The organism is Legionellales bacterium (genome assembly GCA_026125385.1).
In the GTDB taxonomy this organism is placed as follows: domain Bacteria; phylum Pseudomonadota; class Gammaproteobacteria; order JAHCLG01; family JAHCLG01; genus JAHCLG01.
Window position 1 is genome coordinate 87,285 of sequence record JAHCLG010000003.1, and the last position, 22,331, is coordinate 109,615.

The following is a 22,331-nucleotide window of genomic DNA, read 5'->3' on the forward strand; positions in this document are numbered from 1 at the left end:
GATTTCCCCTTGCTGCGAATGAGATTATCAGTAAAATGCCCATAAGGTAGCTATTATAGTGAAAACGCATGCAAAATACTTGGAGAACTTTTTTAGAACAACAAGGCGCGCACATTTACCGTAATCGGGTGACGCATTATCACGATTTAACCTCTGAATTGCTGGCGACAGAATCAGGCCAGGTCATGATTGATTTATCGCATAAAGGGTTAATTCGCATTAGTGGTGCGGATGCCACTCGCTTTTTGCAAGGGCAATTAACCTGTAATGTTTTAGAAGTAGACACTGAGCACAGTCGCTTTGGTGCGCATTGCAATGCGAAAGGCCGCATTTTAACTTCTTTTCGTTTGTTTAAACACGGCGACGATTTCTTAATGTTCGTGCCAGGTTCAATAATCGCTGCCTCCTTGGCACAATTACAAAAATATGCGATTTTTTCTAAAGTCACCATTAGCGATGATAGTTCTGCATTTTTACAATGCGGTATTTCAGGATCGCAGGCTGAAAACGCCCTCAAAAAAATATTTGCTCGTGTACCAGCGGAAATTAATCAGTTAGTGAATGAAAAAGATTATATTATTCTACGCATTCCGGGATTAACACCACGTTATATTGTTTTTGCCACCCCTAACGTTATGCCGCCATTGTGGGAGCAATTGAAAAAAGATTTTACGCCTGCTGGTGCCGATTGTTGGCAATATTTAAATATTCAAAATGGCATTCCCACCATTTATCCGGCAACGATTGGGCGTTTTACCCCTCATCAAGTCAACCTGCAATTAATTAATGGCGTGAGTTTTAATAAAGGCTGCTACACTGGACAAGAAGTGATTGCTCGCATGCAGCATTTAGGAAAATTAAAAACTCACATGTATCGTGGACATTTGCATTGCCCGAATATTCCAAAACCGGGTTTTGATATTTTAGCACTTCACAATAATGAAAAAACTGTCGTGGGTAGCATTGTGATTGCTAAAGCCGATCCCCATGGTGGCTATCAGTTACTTGCAGCAATTAAAGATGAGTATATTAAAAACGATTGTTGTTTCGTGGACGCGTGTTCACAAAATTATATTCGCTTTTTAGAGTTGCCATATCGTTTAATTAATAGTAATCACTCATGATAAACTTAGGCGATGTGTTGTCTCATTCACCCGTTGGGCTGAATTATTTAATGGCATGCTTAAGTATTGGATTATGGCTTGTGTGTCTACCATCCTTCATTAAACCGATGTGGTGTGGCTGTGGCGTGAGCTTACTGAGTGCGTGGATTTATTCTATAGTCAATAGTTGGTTTTTTTCTCAATCTCCTTTTTTTATCGATATTATGCTGAGTGTATTAATAATTAAAATCCTTGATTTTTTATTAGCAAAATATCAATGTTATGATCAACCGCTAGTATTTCCTTCTGCAATTGATATCATTGGTGATAATGGATCTAGAATTAAAAAATCTCTAGGTGACGTTACTCAAGGTGATTTATTTACGGTTAGCGATCCTCACCTTATCCCCTTAGATGGAGAAATTATTTTAGGCCAAGCACAAATCGATGAGTCTGCAGTATTAGGTGTTAATAAGCCTAAGTCCAAACAAAAATCATGCTATGTTTATGCAGGAAGTTTGGTTATTTCAGGAAGTATTATTGTTAAAACGCTGCGCTTATTTTCAAAAAGCCTATTCCATCTTAGTCAGCAATCCTTAAAAAAACTCAATCTTGCAAGTCTACACATCGTTTCATTACGACTATTTTGGCTAATTTTACCGGTTATTATGCTCGCTGGTCTGCTGATAAATAGTATTTATTTTAATGCAATTTTATCTCCTTTGACGATCTTAAACTTGATGATCTTAAGTTTACCGATGGGTTTATGGTTGATTTATACTAAAATAAATGAACAGATCAAAACAACATTGCTGAAACTCGGCATGCTAATTAAGCAAGCTGCCACCCTTAAACAACTCAGTAAAATAAATTCGATCTATCTTAATAAAAATAGTTTACTCTCCCCTCAACAAATGGAAATTAGCGATATTATTCTCACCACTCATCATCAAGAGCACGAATTTTTACAATTAGCTATGACAGCCGCTGCTCAGCTCGATCATCCGTTTGCTACGATGATTACTGAATATGCCAAGGCCAAACACATTCACGCGTTACCGATGACTCAAGTGGATTATCAATCGGGTCAAAATATTCAGATCCACTTCGAAGACTATTATTTACGTCTCGGCAGCGAAGCCTTTATGCGCGAGCATCAGGTTGATTTAATCGAACTGCAACCTCACATCGATTATCACAGTCAACTCGGGCAAAGTTTATGGTTTGTGAGTTTAAATGAACAGTGTTTTGGCATGGCTTGCATCAGCAACACTTGGCTGCAATCCCTGCAAAAAAATATTCTCGCTTTACAAAAAAAATCGTATTGCGTTGTATTAGTGAATGAAGATAATGAACTTTGCACCAGCGTGCTTGCCAATGATTTAGGTATTGAACATTGGATTGGAAATTTTTGTGAAAATGCGGTAAAAAATTCCACTGTACCTATCCTTCTAATCCATCCACAAGCAATTCAACAGCCGCCTATTCTTAATCTGCGCTGCAATGCTCTTCATTTAGATTATCCTCATGACATTATTGGACTGAATGCTAATCTAAATAACCTCTTAAACTTATTAATCCTTGCACGAATTTTCCAACGCCATCGCACTATTGCATTATTGATAAGCATTGCTTACGAAAGCATCGCCGCCACCCTCGCCTGTTATTTGCCTAATTTATTCAGTGCCTGTTTGATCGCAGGGATAGTGACTTTTTTACTGTCGCGTTATGGTTTGCATGAAAAACGGCTTTGATAAATTTTTTTTGCTTTATTTGTAGACTGACCAAATGCACTATCCGCCATTTCCTCATCACCTATTGCTTCTGGATACTGAGTCAGTTTACTAATTAATTTTTCTAAGGCTATATTTTTTCTTGCCTGCAAATAATACTTACATTTCTGCAAACATTTTTCCGAGGGTGTTCCATAGTCTAGTAACAATAAAAACACTTTATGATAAGAACGATAGACTGCAGCCTGAAATGCAATACCATCTTCAAAGTTAGGATCGACCTTATATTTTAAAAGTAATTTAATGGATTCTAAATCTCCAAGATAACATGCTTCTTGTAGTGCTTTTCCACCAAAATGACTAATTATATTGGACTCATAATTTAATAACTCTTTGAAGAGTCTATGATAATTTCTAGCTTTCACTAAAGATCTAAAATATTCATCATAAATTAGTGGATTGAATGCTTCTTCTGCAGTATGCGACTCATTGGAATTTAGTAATACAATCGGTACTTTTGTTGTCGATAAATTCTTCAAACATTCAATCGCACATTCATTCCCTAGTTTAAAGGCTTGACGACATGCCGTTGACATAGATTTTTCTGAAATTAAAATTGCCTTAATTTTATATCGATTCGATTTTCTTATAATCACTTCATTCCATTTTGTTAATAATGGCTTTTCTTTAATAAAATTTTTAGACATTAGTTGTTGCGGTGTGATCAGTGGATTTAATCTAAGCTGATGTCCTCTCTCAGAGCTAATAGATTTTACGCTATTATTTCTATAAAAATTCTCTGTCTCGTTTGTGGCATTAACAGTTGAATCGTGCAGTTGTTTTGCTGTTACACCCTTTTTGAAAAAAGTTACTCTATACTGCGCCTCTCTATCATTAGCACGTTTAATTTGTTTATCAAGATTAAAAATAAAATTGTCTATTTGATCTTTAGTGCTTTGTCTGCGACTTGGCGACCAAATATCCTCAACAGCTGTATAAGCTATATCATCACTAGAAACCTCTAATACTAATTTCAAATTCAAAAGACTAGGGTTAACTCGATATGTTTCATCATCACGTGAGAATAATGAAGCAGAAATATAATAATCAGAAAATATGTCGCCTCCTTCTTCGAAAATTTGGCAAAATTTTCTATCACTAATTGAATGACCCAACCAAACATTCTCAGCATTTTGTTGGTAAGTATTTATGCTAATATCTTGAGCGCTAAAATTATTCGTTGTTCCTTGATTCATAATCGCATTTAGTTGCTTATTTTGTCTTATCATGTGAATTTCCCAGGCTATCTTTTTCTTTGCTAGGTGTGTATTTTTTTCAGTATCGTCTAATGAGTGCATTATTATTTCTCCACATACCGTTTTAAACACTGTAGGAGAAATTGACTCTGGCGAAAAATTCATTTTTTCTTGTATATCGATAGGTTTTATCTATTTATTGAACATTGTGCGCAATCATCGGATTTTTGCGGCGAATAGCCCTTCTATTTACCGCAAAAAATGCGATGATTATTCATCGTTTTCGGCTTTAATTCGTAGTCCTTGATAATTAATGATAGTACGAGATTTCGGATCGGTTGATTTCTCCAAACTGGTTACCTGCTCACAAAATTGGGCACGCTACAAACCATTAATGGTATCTCTTTGTGACATAATTACTTAAGGATATTCAGCCATAATAGGTTTTGTCGCAAAAACGAGATTGATTTGTTAGAATGAAACCATCATTAGAGTCTAGGTGGTGCAGTATGCTAAGTTTTAAATGACGACATTACTACGCCTAGGGAAAGTGTTTTTTGGGGTTTTTAGCCTGTTTATTTATTTGCGACAGAACCGCTACATTGGTCATATCCAATTGGATCAACCAAAACATATAATTTATTTATCCAGGGTAGTATTCATGTTTTTATTTCGAAATGTTGTCATATTAAATTTGGTTTTTATTTTATCGGCTTGTTCGGATATGCAAGTCTCTACTTTCCCCATGGCAGATAATACTTATCGTGCCGTTGCCACTTCTTCTGTTGAAGCAGATGCCTTGCAAGGCGCAACAAAAAAGGCAGAGAAAACCTGTCGCGATCAAGCTCGAAGCCTTCAAGTGATTTCGGTTGTTAATAAATACCAAGGTGCATATGATCGGCAAACACAACAAACATTAACAGTTGTTGCTGATGCCGTGCGCATGGCCACAGGGAAATTAACCCCGAGCATCAATAGTAGCAATGATTATATGACAACGATGGTTTTTCGATGTGTTTGATGTAGAATGCCGCTTAAGAGCCAACTGTTACGCAGATAATTATTTAAAAATTCTTCTCAATACATGGAAATTATTCGTGAAATTGCAAAACATCGGTATGAAATAAGGATCTAAAGTTAAATTTTACGAGTTAATCGTCAACCAAAAGTATGAAATAAGCACCAAATACTTTATTTTAGGCGTTTTTTCCAAGGAAGGAACGGCAAAATGTTGGAAGCGGCAGGCGAAGAACTGGAAACATTGACGATGGATCATCACGGTATCGTGGCGTAGGTGTGTAAAGAACTTAAAATAGCACAACGAATCGATGAAAAGCTCTTTGATGGTGATCCATGCCAAGTAGTGAGTCCTGGCCAAGCGGTGGTAGCAATGATCTTAAATGGGTTGGGATTTACGAATCGACGTTTATATCTGACGTCGCAATTTTTTGAAAGAAAGCCGGTCGAGCGATGATTGGACGCGCCTATCAAAGCGATTGACTTAACAGGTCACACACTATCGATAGGGCTAAGAGAAAAGCAGTTCATTTTCACATTAAACTTCTACCGGCAAAAGCCGGTAGAAGTTTTGGGGATTACGCCACTTCCAACAATAACCCATTTAATTTTTTCACAAAATTAGCCGGATCGGGTAAGTGTCCACCTTCAGCTAAAATAGCTTGATCTAACAGCACTTCGGCTAAATTAGTAAAATGTTGTTGATTATTTTCATCACGTAAACGCAACACCAGAGGATGCTTGGGATTAATTTCTAAAATCGGTTTGGATTCAGGCAAGGCTTGGCCGGCTTCTCGCATTAAGCGTTGCAATTGCGAACTCATTTCGTGTTCATCGACAACAATACACGCCGGTGAATCGGTTAAACGATGCGTGACGCGCACGTCCTTCACGCGCTCGGTTAGTGTGGTTTTAACTTTTTCAACCAGATTAGCAAATTCATCTTCGGCTTTTTTATGCTCTTCTTTGGTCGCTTCGTCTTCAATCGTGCCTAAATCTAAATTACCTTTAGTCACTGAAACGAATTGTTTCCCTTCGAATTCGGCTAAATGCGAAATTAACCATTCATCCACGCGATCGGATAATAAAATGACTTCGATATCTTTCTGGCGGAAAATTTCTAAATGCGGACTATTGCTGGCCGCACTGAAATTTTCAGCCGTAATATAATAAATTTTATCTTGACCTTCTTTCAGGCGTGATACGTATTCTGTTAAGGAAACATCTTGTACGGGCGTATTTTTATGCGTAGTAGCAAAGCGTAGTAATTTGGCAATGCGATCGCGATTCGCATAATCTTCACCAGGACCTTCTTTTAAGACATTACCAAAAGCATTCCAAAAAGTTTGATATTTTTCCGCGTCATTTTCGGCAATTTTTTCTAACATCGATAAAATTTTACTGACACAACCCTTGCGAATGGTTTCTACCATCGGACTATTTTGTAAAATTTCACGCGAAATATTTAATGGTAAATCACTGGAATCGACAATACCTTTCACAAAACGCAAATACATCGGTAAAAATTGCTCGGCATCGTCCATAATAAAAACGCGTTGCACATAAAGTTTTAAACCATGAGCTTTATCGCGATTCCATAAATCAAATGGCGCGCGTTTAGGAATGTATAACAACGAAATATAATGTTGTTTTCCTTCCACGCGATTGTGTGACCACGATAAGGGATCTTCAAAATCATGAGCAATGTGTTTATAAAATTCTTGATAATCTTTTTCTTGAATATCATTACGCGAGAGAGTCCATAACGCTGTGGCGCGATTCACCACTTCGTATTCCACTGTTGCTGGAGTGCTGTCTTTTTCTGAGTCTTCTTGACTGTCTTCCATTTTGCGCATTTTAATCGGTAGACCAATATGATCGGAATATTTGCTGATAATATTGCGAATGCGCCATTCTTCTAAAAACTCTTTGGCATCATCGCGCAAATGTAAAATCACATCGGTTCCGCGTTGATCTTTGGTGATGGTTTCAATGGTATAATCGCCTTCACCGCGCGATTCCCATGCGATGGCTTCGCCTTTATCGCAACCCGCTTTACGGGTGTGAACCACCACTTTATCGGCAACAATAAAAGCGGAATAAAATCCAACACCGAATTGACCGATTAAATTAGCATCTTTGGCTTGATCGCCTGTTAAGGTTTGTAAAAATTCTTTGGTACCCGATTTTGCAATGGTGCCTAATTGGGAAATCACATCGTCGCGACTCATACCAATACCATTGTCGCGAATAGTTAGGGTTTTTGCGTCCTTATCAATATCGATTTGAATGGCAAGCTCGCTATCATCTTCTAACAGTTGAGAATTTTCTAAACTTAAGAAGCGCAATTTATCCGCGGCATCCGAAGCATTTGAAATTAATTCGCGCAAAAAAATCTCGGAGTTGCTATAAAGCGAGTGGATCATCAATTGTAATAATTGTTTAACTTCGGTTTGAAAACCGAGGGTTTGTTTTTCTGACATAGTAACGTTGCTCCATAAGTTGCAATAAAGACTGCAATATGGGGATTTCATCCAGAAATTTCAAGCCCTAGTCATTAATTAATTCGTTGACAACGAATTTGCGCGACTAGTCCTGCATCGAGATAGCTGTTCGGCGCAAGCGTGTATTGGCGTAAACTGGCGGAAAGTAAATCGATTTCTTGATGAGTCGCTAAGTTTTTTGCTAACAAGGCTGGCGTTAAACTAGCGAGTAAGCCTTCACAGGCGTTGAGCGTTTGCTGTAACGCCGATTTTTCAGTAACCACCACTTGATTAAAACGTAGCGAATGCTCAAACCCATCGAGCGTGCCGACCAGATGAAATAAATGTAAACCCAAATTGGGATCACAACCATTCGTTAACGCTAGTTGGCAACTTAATTGATTGATACGATGATAGGCTTTGATGACAGGATAACTATAGCGCGTGCGCAGCGCAGGTTCTTCGAGCAGTAAAACGCCTTTTTCTTTGACACAATTGGCGAGTTGAGTTAATGCTTGATGAATTGAAGGCACATGAATTAAAAGATAACGACAATACACTAAATCAAATTGATTGCTAAATTGTTGTAAATCCAAAACGCTTGCCAGACAAAATTCAATAGGAGCAGGTAGTTTTTGAGAATGAATCGCATGTTTGGCTTGATTTAAAAATGCCTCGCTATTATCTATCGCTATCACTTGCCCGTGCGATCCCACTTGTTCTGCCAGCCACTTTGTCATGTGTCCGCTTCCACATCCAATTTCTGCGACACGCATACCAGGCTTTAACCCCATGTCGAGTAAAAATTGTTGCGATTGTTGTCCCAGTAAAATTTGCATACCATCAAGTTGTTGGCAACCTTGCTCATCGTCGGCTAATGTGTAATGTGGTGAATTACTCATCTCACTAACTCCTTGTTATTGCGAAGAATACATTTGAAATGTTAATACAATCGGTCTATATTTGAAATAAACATTTAACAGGTATTACCTTATGTCCAATCGTCTTTATGAAACCTTACCGACTGTTAACCTGAATCATGCAGTCACCTATTGCCATCCCCATCACTTACCGGAAGTCGTGCATTTAGATGATCCTGCCCATTATGTTATGACAGATTTTTTTCACTCACGTCCGGTGATCATCAAACCCGATGCGGTGATCCCAGAAGCGTTAACCGAAATGAAAGCATGCCAAGTTCATAGCTTGCTGGTCGTAGATACCCACGAGCAGGTTTTAGGCTTTATTACGGCAGAAGATATGCTAGGCGAAAAACCCGTCAAAATTATTCAAGAACGTCGTATTGCACGAAACGAAATAAAAGTGCGCAGTCTCATGACCCCCATTGAAGAAGTGATTTTGCTGGATTACTCCATTATTGAACACACTAAAGTGGGGAATGTAGTTCACACCCTCACCGAGCTTAATCAGCATTATGCGTTAGTGATTGCTCTTGACAACCTCACTCAGCAAACGGCCATCCGTGGCATTATTTCTTCCCGTCAAATTGCCGAACAACTCGGTTTAACCACAGGTGATATTCCTATGGGCAGCCATGCTATGGCCGAGTTGCAGGCGTTATTAGCGGGGCATCAAGATCAGAGGTAGCTCTACTGCTTGCAAGGGGAACAATCGCGATTTTCCCCTTGCAAGTCTTCATCGCGATGAATAGCCCTTTAAGAGCCTGTTCAAAATCTCCAATATTCATCATAAACTGCCGATTTTCTGGGCTCCGGTGCTCAAACATCGACACTTTCTGACTCAAGCTTGGAGATTTTAAACAGGCTATAAGAAGTTGCTTGAAGAACGTTGTGTGTAACGTCGCACCCAGGGAAAACTATTTCGTGTGGAAATAACAATCAAGGTAATGCACCACACTAAGCCATAGCAAATTCTGAACACCCCCTCAAATTCATTGCACTCATCTTGCATTTTATAAGTTCCCGCGTTATAACAATCTTCTGATTTTTATTATCACAGGAAATTCAAGATGGCATTGCGTAATACCCCAGAATCTTATGGCGTTTTGGCAAAATTTTTTCATTGGAGCGTTTCCAGTTTAATTATTTTAATGTTAATTGCGGGATTTATCATGGTGAATCTAGACAATACCCCCATGCAATCGACCGTGTATTTTTTTCATAAAGCCTTTGGATTATTGATTTTAGGTTTAGTCGTATTACGTATTGTGTGGACGCTCTCGAATCCCAAACCACGCCTACCCGCAAAACTGCCGATGCCGTTAAAAATAGTTGCGCATTTGTCTCATTTGCTGTTGTATCTGGCTATTCTAGCGATGCCCATCTGTGGTTTATTGCTTTCAACCTATGCAGGCCATCCGCCAAGTTTTTTTGGCTTATTCACAGTTACCCTGCCACTTGCAAAAGATAAAGCACTGGCAGAATTATTTGGCAATTTACATTCCGTATTTGCATTCGTGATTATCGGATTACTGGTATTACACGTCAGCGCCGCATTGGTTCATCATTTTATTTTTAAAGATAATACTCTAAAACGCATGGCGCCTTGTGGTGAGAAGTGTAAATAAGATAACTATACTCAAAACAATTGGATTTTAGGCGAGGCGTCGAGTTAAAGATGCGAAGGAGTGTATACTGAATACATGACTGAGCAGCTTTAGCTCGACAACAAAGCCTAAAATTCAAGTGTGAAGAGTATACATGAGCGCTCGACCTTCGGCAGAAGATAATATGCAAGATTTAAAAAAGGAATGATATGATTTTTCCTGTGCCGAACACCGTGAAAATTTATCATATTCTTCACGTAGATAGATTGTCCTCGGTATTTAAAGATGGTTATCTATGGAGTGATGCCAAAATGATCAACCGTAGGGATAATGGTAGCGGTACAACAATCGGAATGACGAAAATAAAATTACGACGTTTAAATGAACTTACCCTAAACTCATATCAAGAATTATACGTGGGTTCTTGTGTGCCGTTTTATTTTTGTCCTCGCTCGGTGATGCTTTATATTCTTTATCAAGCAAACCATAATGAGATAAGTTATAAAGGTGGCCAAGAACCGATAGTGCATTTAGTATCTGATCTCTATAAGGTAACGGAATGGGCTGAAAAAAATAATAAACGTTGGGTGTTTACATTATCAAATGCTGGATCAAGAATTTTTGAGGATAGGAATTGTCTTTCTCAACTCAACGAACTGAATTGGCCTGCAATTAACTCACAATATTGGCATGATCATCGCGAGGAAAAGCAGGCGGAATTCTTACTTGAAGATTGTATGCCTATTCACTTAATCGAGCAGATTTCGGTATATTCGAAATTAATTGCAACACAGGTTAATCGCTGTTTAGAAAGCACTCAGATTGAAAAACCCAATATTGTCGTTAGAAGAGATTGGTATTATTAATGTAGGGTATAAATGATGATTATTTATAAAACTGGCAATATTTTTAATGAAAAAGTTGATGCTTTAGTTAACACGGTTAATTGCGTTGGCGTAATGGGACGTGGGATTGCATTACAGTTTAAAAAAATATTTCCAGAAAATTATCATGCTTATGTTAATGCCTGTCAAAAAAATCTAGTTTCACCGGGTAAAATGTTTACCTTTAAAACGCAATCAGTCAACCCTCGATTTATTATTAATTTCCCAACAAAGCGGCATTGGCGAGCTAAAAGCCTATTACAAGATATCATAGATGGGTTGCAATCCCTAGCTCATGAAATTAAATTTAATAATATACGATCTATTGCTATCCCACCTTTAGGTAGTGGATTAGGAGGATTAAACTGGTTAGAAGTACGTAACTGGATTACTCTTTCACTGCAAAATTTAGAAGATATAGAAATCATTGTCTTTGAACCATCAGATGCGATTCCAAAATTAAATACTCACCCTATAAATTCACCGCCAACGATGACCTCAGGCCGTGCTGTTTTAATTACACTCATTCAAAAATATCTGAATGGGTTGATGGATCCAATTATAACTTTGCTTGAAGTTCATAAACTCATGTATTTTATGCAAGAAGCCGGAGAACCACTACAGTTACGATTTAATAAAGCCCATTATGGCCCTTACGCAGAAAATTTACGTCATGTACTTAACGTGATGGAAGGATATTATATTACAGGTTACCACGATGGAGGAGATCAACCTAATAAAAAATTAAATCTAGTTTTTGGCGCATTAAAAAAAGCACAGACTTATCTTGAAAAAAATAATCATCTTGCTACTCAATCTCGCTTGCAAAAGGTGTTAGCCCTTGTAGAAGGTTTTGAAACCCCAACGGGACTTGAACTTCTATCAACCGTACACTGGATAGCAAGAAACGAACATAAAACTTCGCTCAACGATATTATTAAGGCTGTTTACTCCTGGAACCCGAAGAAACAGCAATTTACACCCAGACAAATTGAAATCGCTTTGACTGTATTAAATCAACAAAGCTGGATTTAAGTTAGAGCCTGTTCACAACTTACTAAGGCATGTTGACAATTCTACTCTGCTGGCCGTATCGTGCCGATTTTTTGTGCTCCGCTGCTCATTTACTTTGTGTAAACTGTGCGCTAGTGCACAAAAATCAAGGATATTGATAACTTTCCTGGCTTACCCCTCAAAAACCATATCACCCGTTAAACCATTTAACTCCATAATTTCACGCAAGGTTTTGAGCGCTTCCACTTGAATTTGGCGCACACGTTCGCGCGTTAAACCAATTTCTCGTCCTACTTCTTCGAGTGTAGCTTTTTCGTGGCCGCGTAAACCAAACCGTCTTGCTAAGACTTCGGCTTGTTTGTCGGATAATTGATCGAGCCAATTTTCTAAATTCATGTGTAAATTTTCGTCTTGTAATTGACGTGCAGGTTCAGTGTGATGATCGGCAGCAACAGTATCCACTAAGGTTTTATCGCCTTCATTACCGATTGGTGCATCAATTGAAGAGATTCTCTCATTCAAGCTCAACATTTTTTTGACATCTTCTATGGGCTTGTCGAGCATGGCCGCAATATCTTCGGCGGTTGGCTCTTGATCAAAATTTTGCGCCAGTTCACGCGCTGCGCGCAAATAGACATTTAATTCTTTGACCACATGCACCGGCAAGCGAATGGTACGGGTTTGATTCATGATGGCGCGTTCAATGGTTTGGCGTATCCACCAGGTGGCATAGGTTGAAAAACGAAAACCCCGTTCGGGATCAAATTTTTCCACCGCGCGAATTAAGCCTAAATTCCCTTCTTCAATTAAATCTAATAACGCTAACCCACGGTTACAATAACGACGGGCAATTTTTACGACTAAACGAAGATTACTTTCAATCATGCGTTTACGTGCCGCGTCATCGCCTTTTAAGGCTAAGCGGGCAAAATACACTTCTTCTTCAGCAGATAATAAGGGAGCAGCACCGATTTCTGATAAATAAATTTGCGTGGCATCGGTATAATTATCGTTGCGTTCACTGCGATTTGAACGCGCTTTAATATTTGCCACCGCTTGTTCCACATCGTCGTCTATGTCATCTTCGAGATCATCGGCAAAATCATCGTCGCTCATTTCATCGAATTCTTCGACTGCCATGGGATCAAAATCCATATCGTGATCGTTATCTTCAGCCGATGATGTTTTGCCTTTCGTTTTTTCACTCATAGCGTTTTTGCTACTCCTCATTTAGCGACGTGCTAAAAATTGCAAGGGGTCAACCGGTTTACCATTATTACGAATTTCAAAGTGCAATAATACTTGCCCTGCATTGTTTTTTCCCATTCGTGCAATGATTTGGTTGCGCTTGATGGTATCGCCCTCTTTTACTAAGAGTTCGCTATTATGCGCATAAGCACTCAGGAAATTATCATTATGCTTGATAATAAGCAACTTACCATAACCGCGTAAACCACTACCTGCATATACTACCACACCTGCTGCGGTAGTCATCACTGGCTCGCCATATTTTCCCGCAATATTAATTCCTTTATTTTCGGCGGAATACGTTTGAATGACTTTACCGCGCGCTGGCCACTGCCAAGCAGAGGAATGCTGTGGTGCCGTTGCAATGAGCGTTTTCACAGGTGCAGGATTAGATGGTTTGACTTCTTGGGAATGTCTAGGTGTGGGCGTAGGTTTTATCGTGGGTGTGTTTGAAGAATAGTGAAACACTTGCAATGATTGTTGCGCAATCGGTGTAGCGGTTTGCGAACGATACGACATTGCCTGAGGAGCAGGCGTCGCTCCGCCATTCACCACCGGAGCTAATGCCGAGGTGTCGCGCGCACAGGCGCTCAGTTGAAGGAGTGCAAAGATAAAAAGTATATATACATAACGCTGCATGGCATGCCTTGATCACTATTTATTAAAAAAGATTCTTATAACAAAGCCAGCCGATAAAGCCAAGTATAAATAGTGAAATCAGGATAATCATTAAGCGATCAAGCCGATGAATTAAGGATTGTTCAAGTCGCACACCACAATAGCGCATAATGAGCGCAATTAAAAAAAAACGGGCACCACGACCTATAAACGACGCCAAGATAAAGGGCATTAACGCCATATGCAAACTGCCAGCGGCCAGAGTAAAAATTTTATAGGGAATAGGAGTAAAACCCGCAATAATCACCGCCCAAAAGCCCCATTCATTAAACCCGTTTAACGCTTGTTGATAGGTATCCCAATATCCCCAATTAATTAAATAGGGGGTAATTATTTCAAATAAGGCATATCCCATCAGGTAGCCAAATAATCCGCCTAGAACGGAAAATAGCGTGGTTAACCATGCAAAATACCAACTGCGTTTGGGTTCTGCCATGCTCATAGGTACAAGCATGACATCGGGTGGGATGGGAAAAAAAGACGCTTCTGCAAAACTCAACCCGCTTAAATAATAAGGCGCATGACGATGGCGCGACCAATTCATCACCCGTAAAAATAAGCGGGAAAATAGTTTCATTTTTTGCCTTGAATAAAATTACGCCGTGATAACCAACTCGAAATTTGTTCGAAGAGTTGATATTGGGTTAAATCCAATTGTAAGGGGGTTATCGACACTTGATCGTTTTTAATCGCAAAAAAATCCGTGCCTGGGCCTGCATCTTCTACTGCTCCTGGTAAGCCAATCCAATAAATTTTTGCACCGCGTGGATCTTCGCTGGCAATGGCCGGTTCTGCGCAATGGCGAGTGCCTAAGCGGGTGATTTCAACACTTTTGATTTTTTCTAACGGTAACTCTGGAATATTAATATTTAAAATCGTACTGCGGGGTAAGGGATCATGTAATAATTGTTCGACAATTCTCACCGCGATGTGAGCGGCCGATTCGTAATATTTTAATTTTTCCCCCGCTAATGAAATAGCAAGCGAAGGCAAGCCCATAAATCGCCCTTCCATGGCGGCAGCCACGGTACCTGAATAAAACACATCATCACCTAAATTGGCACCCGCATTAACACCAGAAACGACTAAGTCCGGTGGTGCGGGCAGTAAACCTGTGATCGCTAAATGCACGCAATCGGTTGGTGTGCCGTCAATCGAAAAACGGTTGTTACCGTGTTCAGTGACACGCAAAGGTCGCGATAAGGTTAAGGAATTACTGGCACCGCTGCGATTACGATCGGGTGCTACCACATACACTTCACCAAATTGTTGCATGGCATTAGCAAGGGCAGCTAAGCCTGGCGCATTAATACCATCGTCGTTCGATACTAAAATTCTCACGAAATTTTCCTTTAGAAATAATCGTCTCTTTGTTAATTTAAGGTGATATTCTGTATAGAATCAAGTTATTTAAGTGATTTTAGTAATATCGTACTTAATACAGCAATTCCTTCTTGACGCCCAATGGCACCGAGATGATCGGTAGTAGTGGCTTTTACACTCACACAAGTTATCTCAATCTGCAATAAGCTTGCAATGGTCTCACGCATGGATTGAATATGGGGGGCCATTTTCGGTTGCTGAGCAATAATGGTGGTATCGATATTCACAATTTCATAATTTTGATTATTCATTAAGGCGATTATTTTTTTTAATAATAATGACGATGGCGCATTCTTTAATGACTCATCTTCGTCGCGAAAAAAATGCCCCAAATCGCCTAATGCCAGCGCGCCTAATAGGGCATCCATAATGGCATGCAAGACGACATCGCCATCGGTATGCGCGCTCATGCCATGCGTATGAGGAATTTCAATGCCGCCTAAGATTAATTTTTTTCCTGCCTCAAAAGGATGAACATCAAAACCATTGCCAATTCTAAACATATTTATTTTCCTTAAGATAAACTTGTGCAAGCAATTCATCACCTGGATAGGTAATTTTAATATTATTCGCATCACCCATGATCATACCAACTTTAAATCCTGCTAATTCCATCGCCATGGCTTCGTCGGTTACGGATAATTGATTGTTTTCGGCGTGTTCTAACGCTAAAGTTAATTCCTGATAACGAAAACATTGCGGCGTTTGCGCTTGCCATAATTGTTCTCGATCGATCGTGGTAATAATTTTATTATTCTTCACCTGTTTAAGTGTTTCGCGCACCGGCAATCCTAAAATTGCACCACTATTTTCTTGTTGGCAATGATTCAATAATTTTAAAATACTTGCCACTTGCAGACAGGGGCGCGCAGCATCGTGCACCATCACCCAATCTTCTGGGTTTGCACGATTTTTGAGTGCGCGTAACGCATGTAATACAGATTGGGCGCGGTGTTTGCCCCCCACAATAAATTGGCAGCGGGGATTGGTGGCTAAGGCTGTGAGTTTCCAACGTTCATCGTCTGGATGAACCGCAATCATGAGCTGAATAACTTCAGGAATATTTAAAAAAACATTAGCGGCATGCTCGAGGATCGTATAATGACAAATGCTAAGATATTGTTTAGGAATATCCAACTGCATCCGCGCACTTAAGCCCGCCGCAGGAATAATCACCCAAAATGATGGAATTTTGTTAATCATAATACCTATACAGTAGCCTAGAACGGAGCGTGACGTAGCCTGGAACGCAGCGCAGCGGAGATCCAGGATCCAGAGCCTTTTTAAAACACCGATCCTGGATCTCCGCTGCGCTGCGTTCCAGGCTACGTCATGCTGCGTTCCAGATTATAAAGCTTAAAGCATACCATAACTGTGATTAATTTGAACGAGGTCTATGACGGCTGGAGCCCTAACTCCCTCAATACCTGAGCTGATGCTCCATTACTTGCCTGTCGCTTTTCTAACGCCTCAATGATATTGGAAGATTCGAATACTTTTTTAGAGGCATTAAAAAAAGAAAAACGACAATGTTGAGTATAGCATTTTTCTAGCATTGACTTGAATGCAGGGAATTTAAGCAATTCCTGAATCACGGATTTTCTTATATTATCCATCCCGTGAGTGAATTTTTCTAAAAGGAATCGAATGCCAAACGGTAATTTTTTTGCACCGTACTGTGATTTCCCTGCAGATAAAGTAAAACCATTTAAAAAAATTCCATCATTAAAAATCTTGCCATTATTAGTGAAATATTCACAAATACTTTTAACTAAAATATCTTTGTGACTGCTCAGTTTTTTAAACGCGAGGTCAATATATCTGTTATATCTTTGATAAAGATCAATGCCAGCATATTCAGATTTATCTTTAGAAAAACACTCGAAAAATTCCCCCATGTCTTGCAATGGTAATTCAGATTCAGAAGAAAGGTACTTTATAATTAAATCAAAAGCTGAATCTAAAGTGATGTCATATAATGAAATTTCTTTTAAATACTCATATTTAAGCAATTCTCTAATTATATTTTGCGAATTGTCTATAAATTTTTTAATTAATTCTATACATCCTACCAATTCTGCGCTGCATTTCAATTTACCCCTCAGATAACCCGCATTTAACACATCTTTAAATTGTTCACGTACTAAGTCTTCTGGAAGAATTTTTATGATGAGTGTTAAAAAACCTTGAATCCGATTGTCATCATTAATGCTAGACTTTAAGTCTAATAAACCGAGCAAGCTGTTAATTTTTCCAAGAGCCTCTTCCTCCGGAAAATTTTTCTTAATTAAAGATGCAGCCTGAAAAGTTGCGCTAAACTTATCATCATGGGATAAAATTTTATCTTTTAAATAGTTTATATCGAGCAATTCGTTAATTTTTTCTTGAAGCTTATCTCCTTCAAAAATGTTTTTAACTATATTCACCAAAAGATGAATTTCGCCCATATTAGCTTTATCTTTTAATAAATCAAGGTTGAAAAAATCATTATTTAACAAGCTAACATCAAAAGATGAATATTTTTCTTTAAAAGACTTTATTAACCTGACTAAATAATGTATCTTACTAATTCCATCTGAAGGAAAATCAGAAAATTTGCTTTTCAAGTACTTTGAATCGAATAATATGGTAATTTTTTTAATGACTACAGGCCTTGAAAAGGACTCATCAATTAATATTGCTAATTCATAAACCTTATTCCCCCAGCGCTCAAAAGGAAGGGCAAAATCAATTCTAGATTGCAATTTACTATCACTCAAGTCAAGCAACTCAGTTACTCTTTCCGCGGCTAAATCTTCCGGCAGAAAATCATTTACTAATTTTACAACCATTCCTGTTTCATGGGGGGGAGTATTCAGCATTATTAAAGAGTTTAGATCGAGCAATTCGGCAATTTTTTTTGCGGCTTCCTCTTCAGGAAAAAAATCTTTAATTAACTCTACCGCAGCACGCGTGCACTTAACGTTTTTCATCAATTTTTTTAAACTTTCTGTAGAAATTAATGCATTAATTGCAGCGCTAATAGAAGCATTCTTTTTATAAAGATCTTTAAATGACGTTAAATAAAACTTAAAATAGTCAATATTACTTAATATACCAGGATTATCACTGTTAAGTATTTTAATAAAAAGCTCTAGTTCCCCAAGAGCATTGTTTGGCTCCATACGTTTTAATCTTACGTCAAGCCATGAGGTGATAACCGATTTGTAGTCAAAGTCCGGATATGTATTGTATTGATTAACTTCAAAACGTTGATAAAAAAATGAAATCATCTTAAAAACATTCAGAATATCAGAAAAAATTTCATTAATGCTATTTTTATTATTTAATAATAATTTTATAAGCTCTTCCTTTTCATTTTCTGAAATAACATATAATGCTAAAATTTTAAAAACTCTATTTTCTAACTCAGAATAATTTGAAAATGTAATTGTGGCATCGGAAGGATTCGGGGAAAAATATGCCAACCTAATTTCCAAATCAACATCTCTACGATTCTTCAATTTATATAAATTCTGAAGCTCACCATAAAACCCCCTAAGGCTTTCAGATGAATTGCTTATATCAATATTAACAAGATACGATTTAATCTTTTTGAGCACGTTAAAAACAGCAGGAATATCACCTTCATAAGGGCGAGATTGCATATATTCTAACAATATCTTAGCCAAAACAGCCCTATCAACCGGCGCATTAAACTCAGCAGAAGATAATAAAAATTGCTGATTTAATGTATTACTTAATAACTTCAATGACTCCGGTGAATTATCGTCTGCAATTACCATTTTATTTAGCAGATCGACTTGTTCCTGGGATAATCCCCCCGCACATTCAATGGCGATTGCTGCTTGCGCGCAAAGTTTGGGAGATGCCGTTAGCAAATTTGTTGAGCTCAGCGCTTGCAGTGTTTCATCTTTTAGCGGCGAGTTTGATTTTAATAATGCTGCTGTGGCTAAATAGGCAGACCGAGCAGCAGATTTTTGTTGTTCATTAAGCTGTTGATCTTGTTTCTGCAGCCATACTTGTTGTTCCTGTAACCGCGCCTCTAGAAATGTCGTCACTAGGATGCTTAACGCATCAGGACCTTGACTTAATTTATTTTGTAAAATTTCCGCCAACAATTCAGCAAACGTATTGTACTGATAGGGCATTTTATTTTTAACACTAAAATACTTTAAAAGTTCCTCCAATAATCCATCGTCTAATCCATCGTCTAATCCATCGTCTAATCCATCGTCTAATCCATCGTCACGACAATATTTTTTATCCTTTGATAAGTAACCCAACCAAAAATGAACAGAGCCTGTGTGGAGTAAATCTTCGGTTTGCAAGTGCCACTGTAAATCTGCAGAAGAATTGGGTGCAAGCGTTTCTAACGCTTGATAAAAGCTGGAGGTTCCCGAGGTTGTCAGAAGTTTATTTGTTAAAACATTCTCCGGCGTTAAAACATTCTCCGGCAATAATTCTTTAATTTGTGCTATTTCTGATGGAGTAAAATAAACTTCTTTCCAAGAACACGTTATGTTACTACTGCTAATATTTTTTATTTTGTTAATTAATTTTTTATGTGGATGCTCATCAGAATTTATAGCATTAATATATTCTTTCAAGGCTACAAATTCTCCATGAGTGAAATTAGCCAAGGTATTGATGGCGCGTTCAAATTCAGGTGCCAATATGTTATTGATGTCAGGTTCAACTTGAGGTTCCAATAATGTTACAGTATTCTTGAGTTGATAACCAAACAACCACTCACTCAGTATAGGATCGTTAGCAAACGCGTTATAAATACTTTTGCCGTTCTTAGTACAAGTAAATAAACGTTCCGGATTGATATCTAGCGACATATTATTGATCACCGCCTTGAGTATGTCTAAACCGTCGGGGGCGTTTAATAGTCGATCTAAAAATGCATTATCTTCTTCGGTAAACGCAGCAGTACTGCTCAAAAAAGCACTTACCTTATTGTGTAAAATGGAATTATTTGGGTATTCTTGAGGCGGATATAATGCTTTGATATGTTGTTTGATCGTTTTGAGAAATGTTCTTTTCGCATTTGGGTTAAGATTAATGGGTTGAAATGATGGTTCAATAGCTGAGGTGGCAGAAGTACTAGAATTTTCAGCAACGTTTTCATAAATATTTGTTGGGATGGTTTCTAACCATTTTATTATACTAGGGGGTGTCACCTTATCAGAAGATTTTTCAGAAATAATATTTAAAATACTTTTTAATTGAACGGGGCTAAGTTTTTTTCTATCATCTTTAGATAATTTATTAAGCTCTTGTGCAATCTTGTTTAAATCGTTTATTTCGCCCAGACTTTTCAAAAGCCCTTCAAAAACTGATGTTTCCAAACCAGTTGTGTCTGTTGCTTTTTCACACCAACTTTTTATATCTAATTGTGTGTTGCAAAGCTCTTGCAATAATGTCTCATGGGTGTAATCAAGTTGTATAGCCTGTAATCCATTGCAAACTGCTAGTAGCTTTTCTATCGTGTAAACATCGCAGTAGAGCGGGTTTGTTAATTGTGCAAGTAAATGTTCGATATTATGGTAAAGAGCCTCTAACTCTTGCCGATAGGCGACGAGGGTTTCTCGCCCAAATGCGCGTAAATATCTGTTTGACACCGATAACCTAGAAGAATCAAATCGATAAGTGCTGGGAGAAAATAGTCCAACCTCCGCCGATACCATGGCTTTATCGAGATGGGTTTCAAGGCGGGTATCAACTTGATATAGATTAAAAAAACGCAACAATACTTTGCGTTGAGCGTAACTGAAATAACGTTGATGATAAGAAATATTCAAAGTAGATTCTAGTTGGACTAGCGCTTCTTCAACTCCTTCGACACAATTGCCAGCCTGTTCGATATATTCGGCATCTTTTACGCGCGCATAAAAATCTTCTAGCATCGCTTCTAATTGTTTTCGTTTTGATGCTTTAGTGGGATCATTGCCGATAGTCGCTTTTGTTTGCTGCAAACTCCAAAGGTGAGTTGCAAAGATCTCTATTCGATCAACAAGCCGCTCAAAAACTTGAGCCTTCCTAATAGATTTATTACTTTCTAATTGTTCTACTAATTTAGTACAACCATTAACGTTTAACCAAGCCAGTATTTTAAAAAATTTCTCAATACTGGCTGGTGGACAATCGGGAACCTGATAATCATCAGGAATATGTGCCACCAAATTGGCAAGCTCTGCGGAAAAACCCACCGTATCTGGCAAAGAAAATTGCGTGATATCAGGTTGAATGCTTATACCCGCTTGGTTTCTCGACTGACTAAATTCCGCCTGCAGAGAGGCAATAATTTTTTTTCTATGCTCTTTTTGATCTACAGACAACACTTGACTTTTTTCAATTTGAGAAAAATAGGTATGAACACCCCGCAAATACGCATAAGGATTAAAAAAATCGAGCTTAACGACTAATTCAAATTCTTCGTTTGTGCCATTGACTATGCTATCGAAAATTAAATCCGTCACGTTTGCCGGATATAATTCTGCAAAAACCGCCCACTGCAAGATATTTTGCGGACGATATGAAAAGACAATGGGAGGTTGATTTTTTTTCGCTAAATAGGCTAAATACTCTAAGCGTTCTAATGTCAGCAAGGCTTGTGTTTTTAAATCAAGCCGATACAGTAAGTTGTGTAATGGCAATGAATTCTTGTGCTGCATTTCATTAAGAAATTTAATGCAACGGGGAAAATGATTTTGTTCCATCCAACCGTCGATTAACCAAGCTAAATTTTTGGCAATTGAGTCAATTAAAGTTTTATCACTTAACTCACTTAGAGTGAGTTGCTCAAACGCTCGCAACAATGCGCCTTTCACATATTTCTCTTGAAGTTCAGTCTCCGCAACCCCACGGTCGAATATTAAAAAGTGGCCAGGCATATTTTCAGCAGAATTTAGATCCGGTTCCATTTATCATTTTCTCTTTGTTAACAAGGGCATGAGACCCTTTGGTATTTTTATTTAATCTGGTTCAGGATTGAAT

At 38.3% G+C, this 22,331-nt stretch carries 18 protein-coding genes; 8 read left to right on the forward strand and 10 right to left on the reverse strand.

The features are described from left to right. Positions 1–68: 68 nt before the first annotated feature. Complete coding sequence (locus KIT27_02120) at positions 69–1,124, forward strand: folate-binding protein YgfZ (GenBank protein MCW5588438.1); 1,056 nt, start codon at positions 69–71, stop codon at positions 1,122–1,124. Next, positions 1,121–2,857 carry a hypothetical protein gene (locus KIT27_02125; protein MCW5588439.1) on the forward strand — a complete coding sequence of 579 codons (1,737 nt, stop codon included), beginning with the start codon at positions 1,121–1,123 and terminating at the stop codon, positions 2,855–2,857. The genes KIT27_02120 and KIT27_02125 overlap by 4 nt, the downstream gene beginning before the upstream one ends. Here KIT27_02125 and KIT27_02130 read toward each other — a convergent pair. Further along, positions 2,830–4,194 (reverse strand): ankyrin repeat domain-containing protein, encoded by a 1,365-nt coding sequence (locus KIT27_02130; GenBank protein ID MCW5588440.1) that lies wholly within the window; start codon positions 4,192–4,194, stop codon positions 2,830–2,832. The two genes, KIT27_02125 and KIT27_02130, sit on opposite strands and share 28 nt — an antisense overlap. A gap of 559 nt (positions 4,195–4,753) precedes the next feature. Between KIT27_02130 and KIT27_02135 the strand changes: the two genes are divergently transcribed. Continuing rightward, complete coding sequence (locus KIT27_02135) at positions 4,754–5,113, forward strand: hypothetical protein (GenBank protein MCW5588441.1); 360 nt, start codon at positions 4,754–4,756, stop codon at positions 5,111–5,113. A 273-nt stretch (positions 5,114–5,386) separates the two neighbouring features. Further along, positions 5,387–5,566: a DUF4277 domain-containing protein gene (locus KIT27_02140; protein MCW5588442.1), complete on the forward strand. Its 180-nt coding sequence runs from the start codon at positions 5,387–5,389 to the stop codon at positions 5,564–5,566. Positions 5,567–5,687: 121 nt separating this feature from the next. On the opposite strand, the gene htpG is transcribed toward KIT27_02140, so the two are convergent. Both htpG and KIT27_02150 read right to left on the reverse strand, forming a co-directional pair. Then, a complete protein-coding gene (gene htpG, locus KIT27_02145; GenBank protein MCW5588443.1) occupies positions 5,688–7,592 on the reverse strand; it encodes a molecular chaperone HtpG in 1,905 nt (634 codons plus the stop codon). A 74-nt stretch (positions 7,593–7,666) separates the two neighbouring features. Continuing rightward, positions 7,667–8,494: a class I SAM-dependent methyltransferase gene (locus tag KIT27_02150; protein ID MCW5588444.1), complete on the reverse strand. Its 828-nt coding sequence runs from the start codon at positions 8,492–8,494 to the stop codon at positions 7,667–7,669. 91 nt (positions 8,495–8,585) lie between these two features. On the opposite strand from KIT27_02150, the gene KIT27_02155 reads away from it, so the two are divergent. The 4 genes from KIT27_02155 to KIT27_02170 all read left to right on the forward strand — a co-directional run bounded on the left by KIT27_02155 (position 8,586) and on the right by KIT27_02170 (position 12,038). Next, a complete protein-coding gene (locus KIT27_02155; protein ID MCW5588445.1) occupies positions 8,586–9,200 on the forward strand; it encodes a CBS domain-containing protein in 615 nt (204 codons plus the stop codon). A gap of 382 nt (positions 9,201–9,582) precedes the next feature. Then, on the forward strand, positions 9,583–10,140 hold the full coding sequence (locus KIT27_02160; GenBank protein MCW5588446.1) for a cytochrome b: 558 nt from the start codon (positions 9,583–9,585) through the stop codon (positions 10,138–10,140). Between the two features lie 188 nt (positions 10,141–10,328). Further along, on the forward strand, positions 10,329–10,985 hold the full coding sequence (locus KIT27_02165) for a DUF4433 domain-containing protein (protein ID MCW5588447.1): 657 nt from the start codon (positions 10,329–10,331) through the stop codon (positions 10,983–10,985). A 12-nt stretch (positions 10,986–10,997) separates the two neighbouring features. Next, positions 10,998–12,038 (forward strand): macro domain-containing protein, encoded by a 1,041-nt coding sequence (locus tag KIT27_02170; GenBank protein ID MCW5588448.1) that lies wholly within the window; start codon positions 10,998–11,000, stop codon positions 12,036–12,038. 150 nt (positions 12,039–12,188) lie between these two features. On the opposite strand, the gene rpoS is transcribed toward KIT27_02170, so the two are convergent. The 7 genes from rpoS to KIT27_02205 all read right to left on the reverse strand — a co-directional run bounded on the left by rpoS (position 12,189) and on the right by KIT27_02205 (position 22,258). Continuing rightward, positions 12,189–13,226, reverse strand: a complete 1,038-nt coding sequence (gene rpoS, locus KIT27_02175; GenBank protein MCW5588449.1) for an RNA polymerase sigma factor RpoS — start codon at positions 13,224–13,226, stop codon at positions 12,189–12,191. Between the two features lie 21 nt (positions 13,227–13,247). Further along, a complete protein-coding gene (locus KIT27_02180; GenBank protein MCW5588450.1) occupies positions 13,248–13,904 on the reverse strand; it encodes a peptidoglycan DD-metalloendopeptidase family protein in 657 nt (218 codons plus the stop codon). Between the two features lie 22 nt (positions 13,905–13,926). Then, positions 13,927–14,520: a DedA family protein gene (locus KIT27_02185; GenBank protein MCW5588451.1), complete on the reverse strand. Its 594-nt coding sequence runs from the start codon at positions 14,518–14,520 to the stop codon at positions 13,927–13,929. Further along, a complete protein-coding gene (gene surE, locus KIT27_02190; protein ID MCW5588452.1) occupies positions 14,517–15,284 on the reverse strand; it encodes a 5'/3'-nucleotidase SurE in 768 nt (255 codons plus the stop codon). Before surE ends, KIT27_02185 begins: the two co-directional genes overlap by 4 nt. Positions 15,285–15,349: 65 nt before the next feature. Beyond that, on the reverse strand, positions 15,350–15,829 hold the full coding sequence (gene ispF / locus KIT27_02195) for a 2-C-methyl-D-erythritol 2,4-cyclodiphosphate synthase (protein MCW5588453.1): 480 nt from the start codon (positions 15,827–15,829) through the stop codon (positions 15,350–15,352). Continuing rightward, complete coding sequence (gene ispD / locus KIT27_02200) at positions 15,822–16,529, reverse strand: 2-C-methyl-D-erythritol 4-phosphate cytidylyltransferase (GenBank protein ID MCW5588454.1); 708 nt, start codon at positions 16,527–16,529, stop codon at positions 15,822–15,824. Before ispD ends, ispF begins: the two co-directional genes overlap by 8 nt. Before the next feature lie 191 nt (positions 16,530–16,720). Then, the gene (locus tag KIT27_02205; protein MCW5588455.1) at positions 16,721–22,258 is read right to left on the reverse strand and encodes a hypothetical protein; all 5,538 of its coding nucleotides are present in this window, start codon (positions 22,256–22,258) and stop codon (positions 16,721–16,723) included. Between the last annotated feature and the right edge of the window lie 73 nt (positions 22,259–22,331).

Excerpts from the sequence above, each read along its gene's own strand:
- KIT27_02120 (MCW5588438.1), top strand. The coding sequence starts at position 69 with ATGCAAAATACTTGGAGAACTTTTTTAGAACAACAAGGCGCGCACATT.
- KIT27_02125 (MCW5588439.1), top strand. The coding sequence starts at position 1,121 with ATGATAAACTTAGGCGATGTGTTGTCTCATTCACCCGTTGGGCTGAAT.
- KIT27_02130 (MCW5588440.1), bottom strand. The coding sequence starts at position 4,194 with ATGCACTCATTAGACGATACTGAAAAAAATACACACCTAGCAAAGAAA.
- KIT27_02135 (MCW5588441.1), top strand. The coding sequence starts at position 4,754 with ATGTTTTTATTTCGAAATGTTGTCATATTAAATTTGGTTTTTATTTTA.
- htpG (MCW5588443.1), bottom strand. The coding sequence starts at position 7,592 with ATGTCAGAAAAACAAACCCTCGGTTTTCAAACCGAAGTTAAACAATTA.
- KIT27_02150 (MCW5588444.1), bottom strand. The coding sequence starts at position 8,494 with ATGAGTAATTCACCACATTACACATTAGCCGACGATGAGCAAGGTTGC.
- KIT27_02155 (MCW5588445.1), top strand. The coding sequence starts at position 8,586 with ATGTCCAATCGTCTTTATGAAACCTTACCGACTGTTAACCTGAATCAT.
- KIT27_02160 (MCW5588446.1), top strand. The coding sequence starts at position 9,583 with ATGGCATTGCGTAATACCCCAGAATCTTATGGCGTTTTGGCAAAATTT.
- KIT27_02165 (MCW5588447.1), top strand. The coding sequence starts at position 10,329 with ATGATTTTTCCTGTGCCGAACACCGTGAAAATTTATCATATTCTTCAC.
- KIT27_02170 (MCW5588448.1), top strand. The coding sequence starts at position 10,998 with ATGATGATTATTTATAAAACTGGCAATATTTTTAATGAAAAAGTTGAT.
- rpoS (MCW5588449.1), bottom strand. The coding sequence starts at position 13,226 with ATGAGTGAAAAAACGAAAGGCAAAACATCATCGGCTGAAGATAACGAT.
- KIT27_02180 (MCW5588450.1), bottom strand. The coding sequence starts at position 13,904 with ATGCAGCGTTATGTATATATACTTTTTATCTTTGCACTCCTTCAACTG.
- KIT27_02185 (MCW5588451.1), bottom strand. The coding sequence starts at position 14,520 with ATGAAACTATTTTCCCGCTTATTTTTACGGGTGATGAATTGGTCGCGC.
- ispF (MCW5588453.1), bottom strand. The coding sequence starts at position 15,829 with ATGTTTAGAATTGGCAATGGTTTTGATGTTCATCCTTTTGAGGCAGGA.
- ispD (MCW5588454.1), bottom strand. The coding sequence starts at position 16,529 with ATGATTAACAAAATTCCATCATTTTGGGTGATTATTCCTGCGGCGGGC.
- KIT27_02205 (MCW5588455.1), bottom strand. The coding sequence starts at position 22,258 with ATGGAACCGGATCTAAATTCTGCTGAAAATATGCCTGGCCACTTTTTA.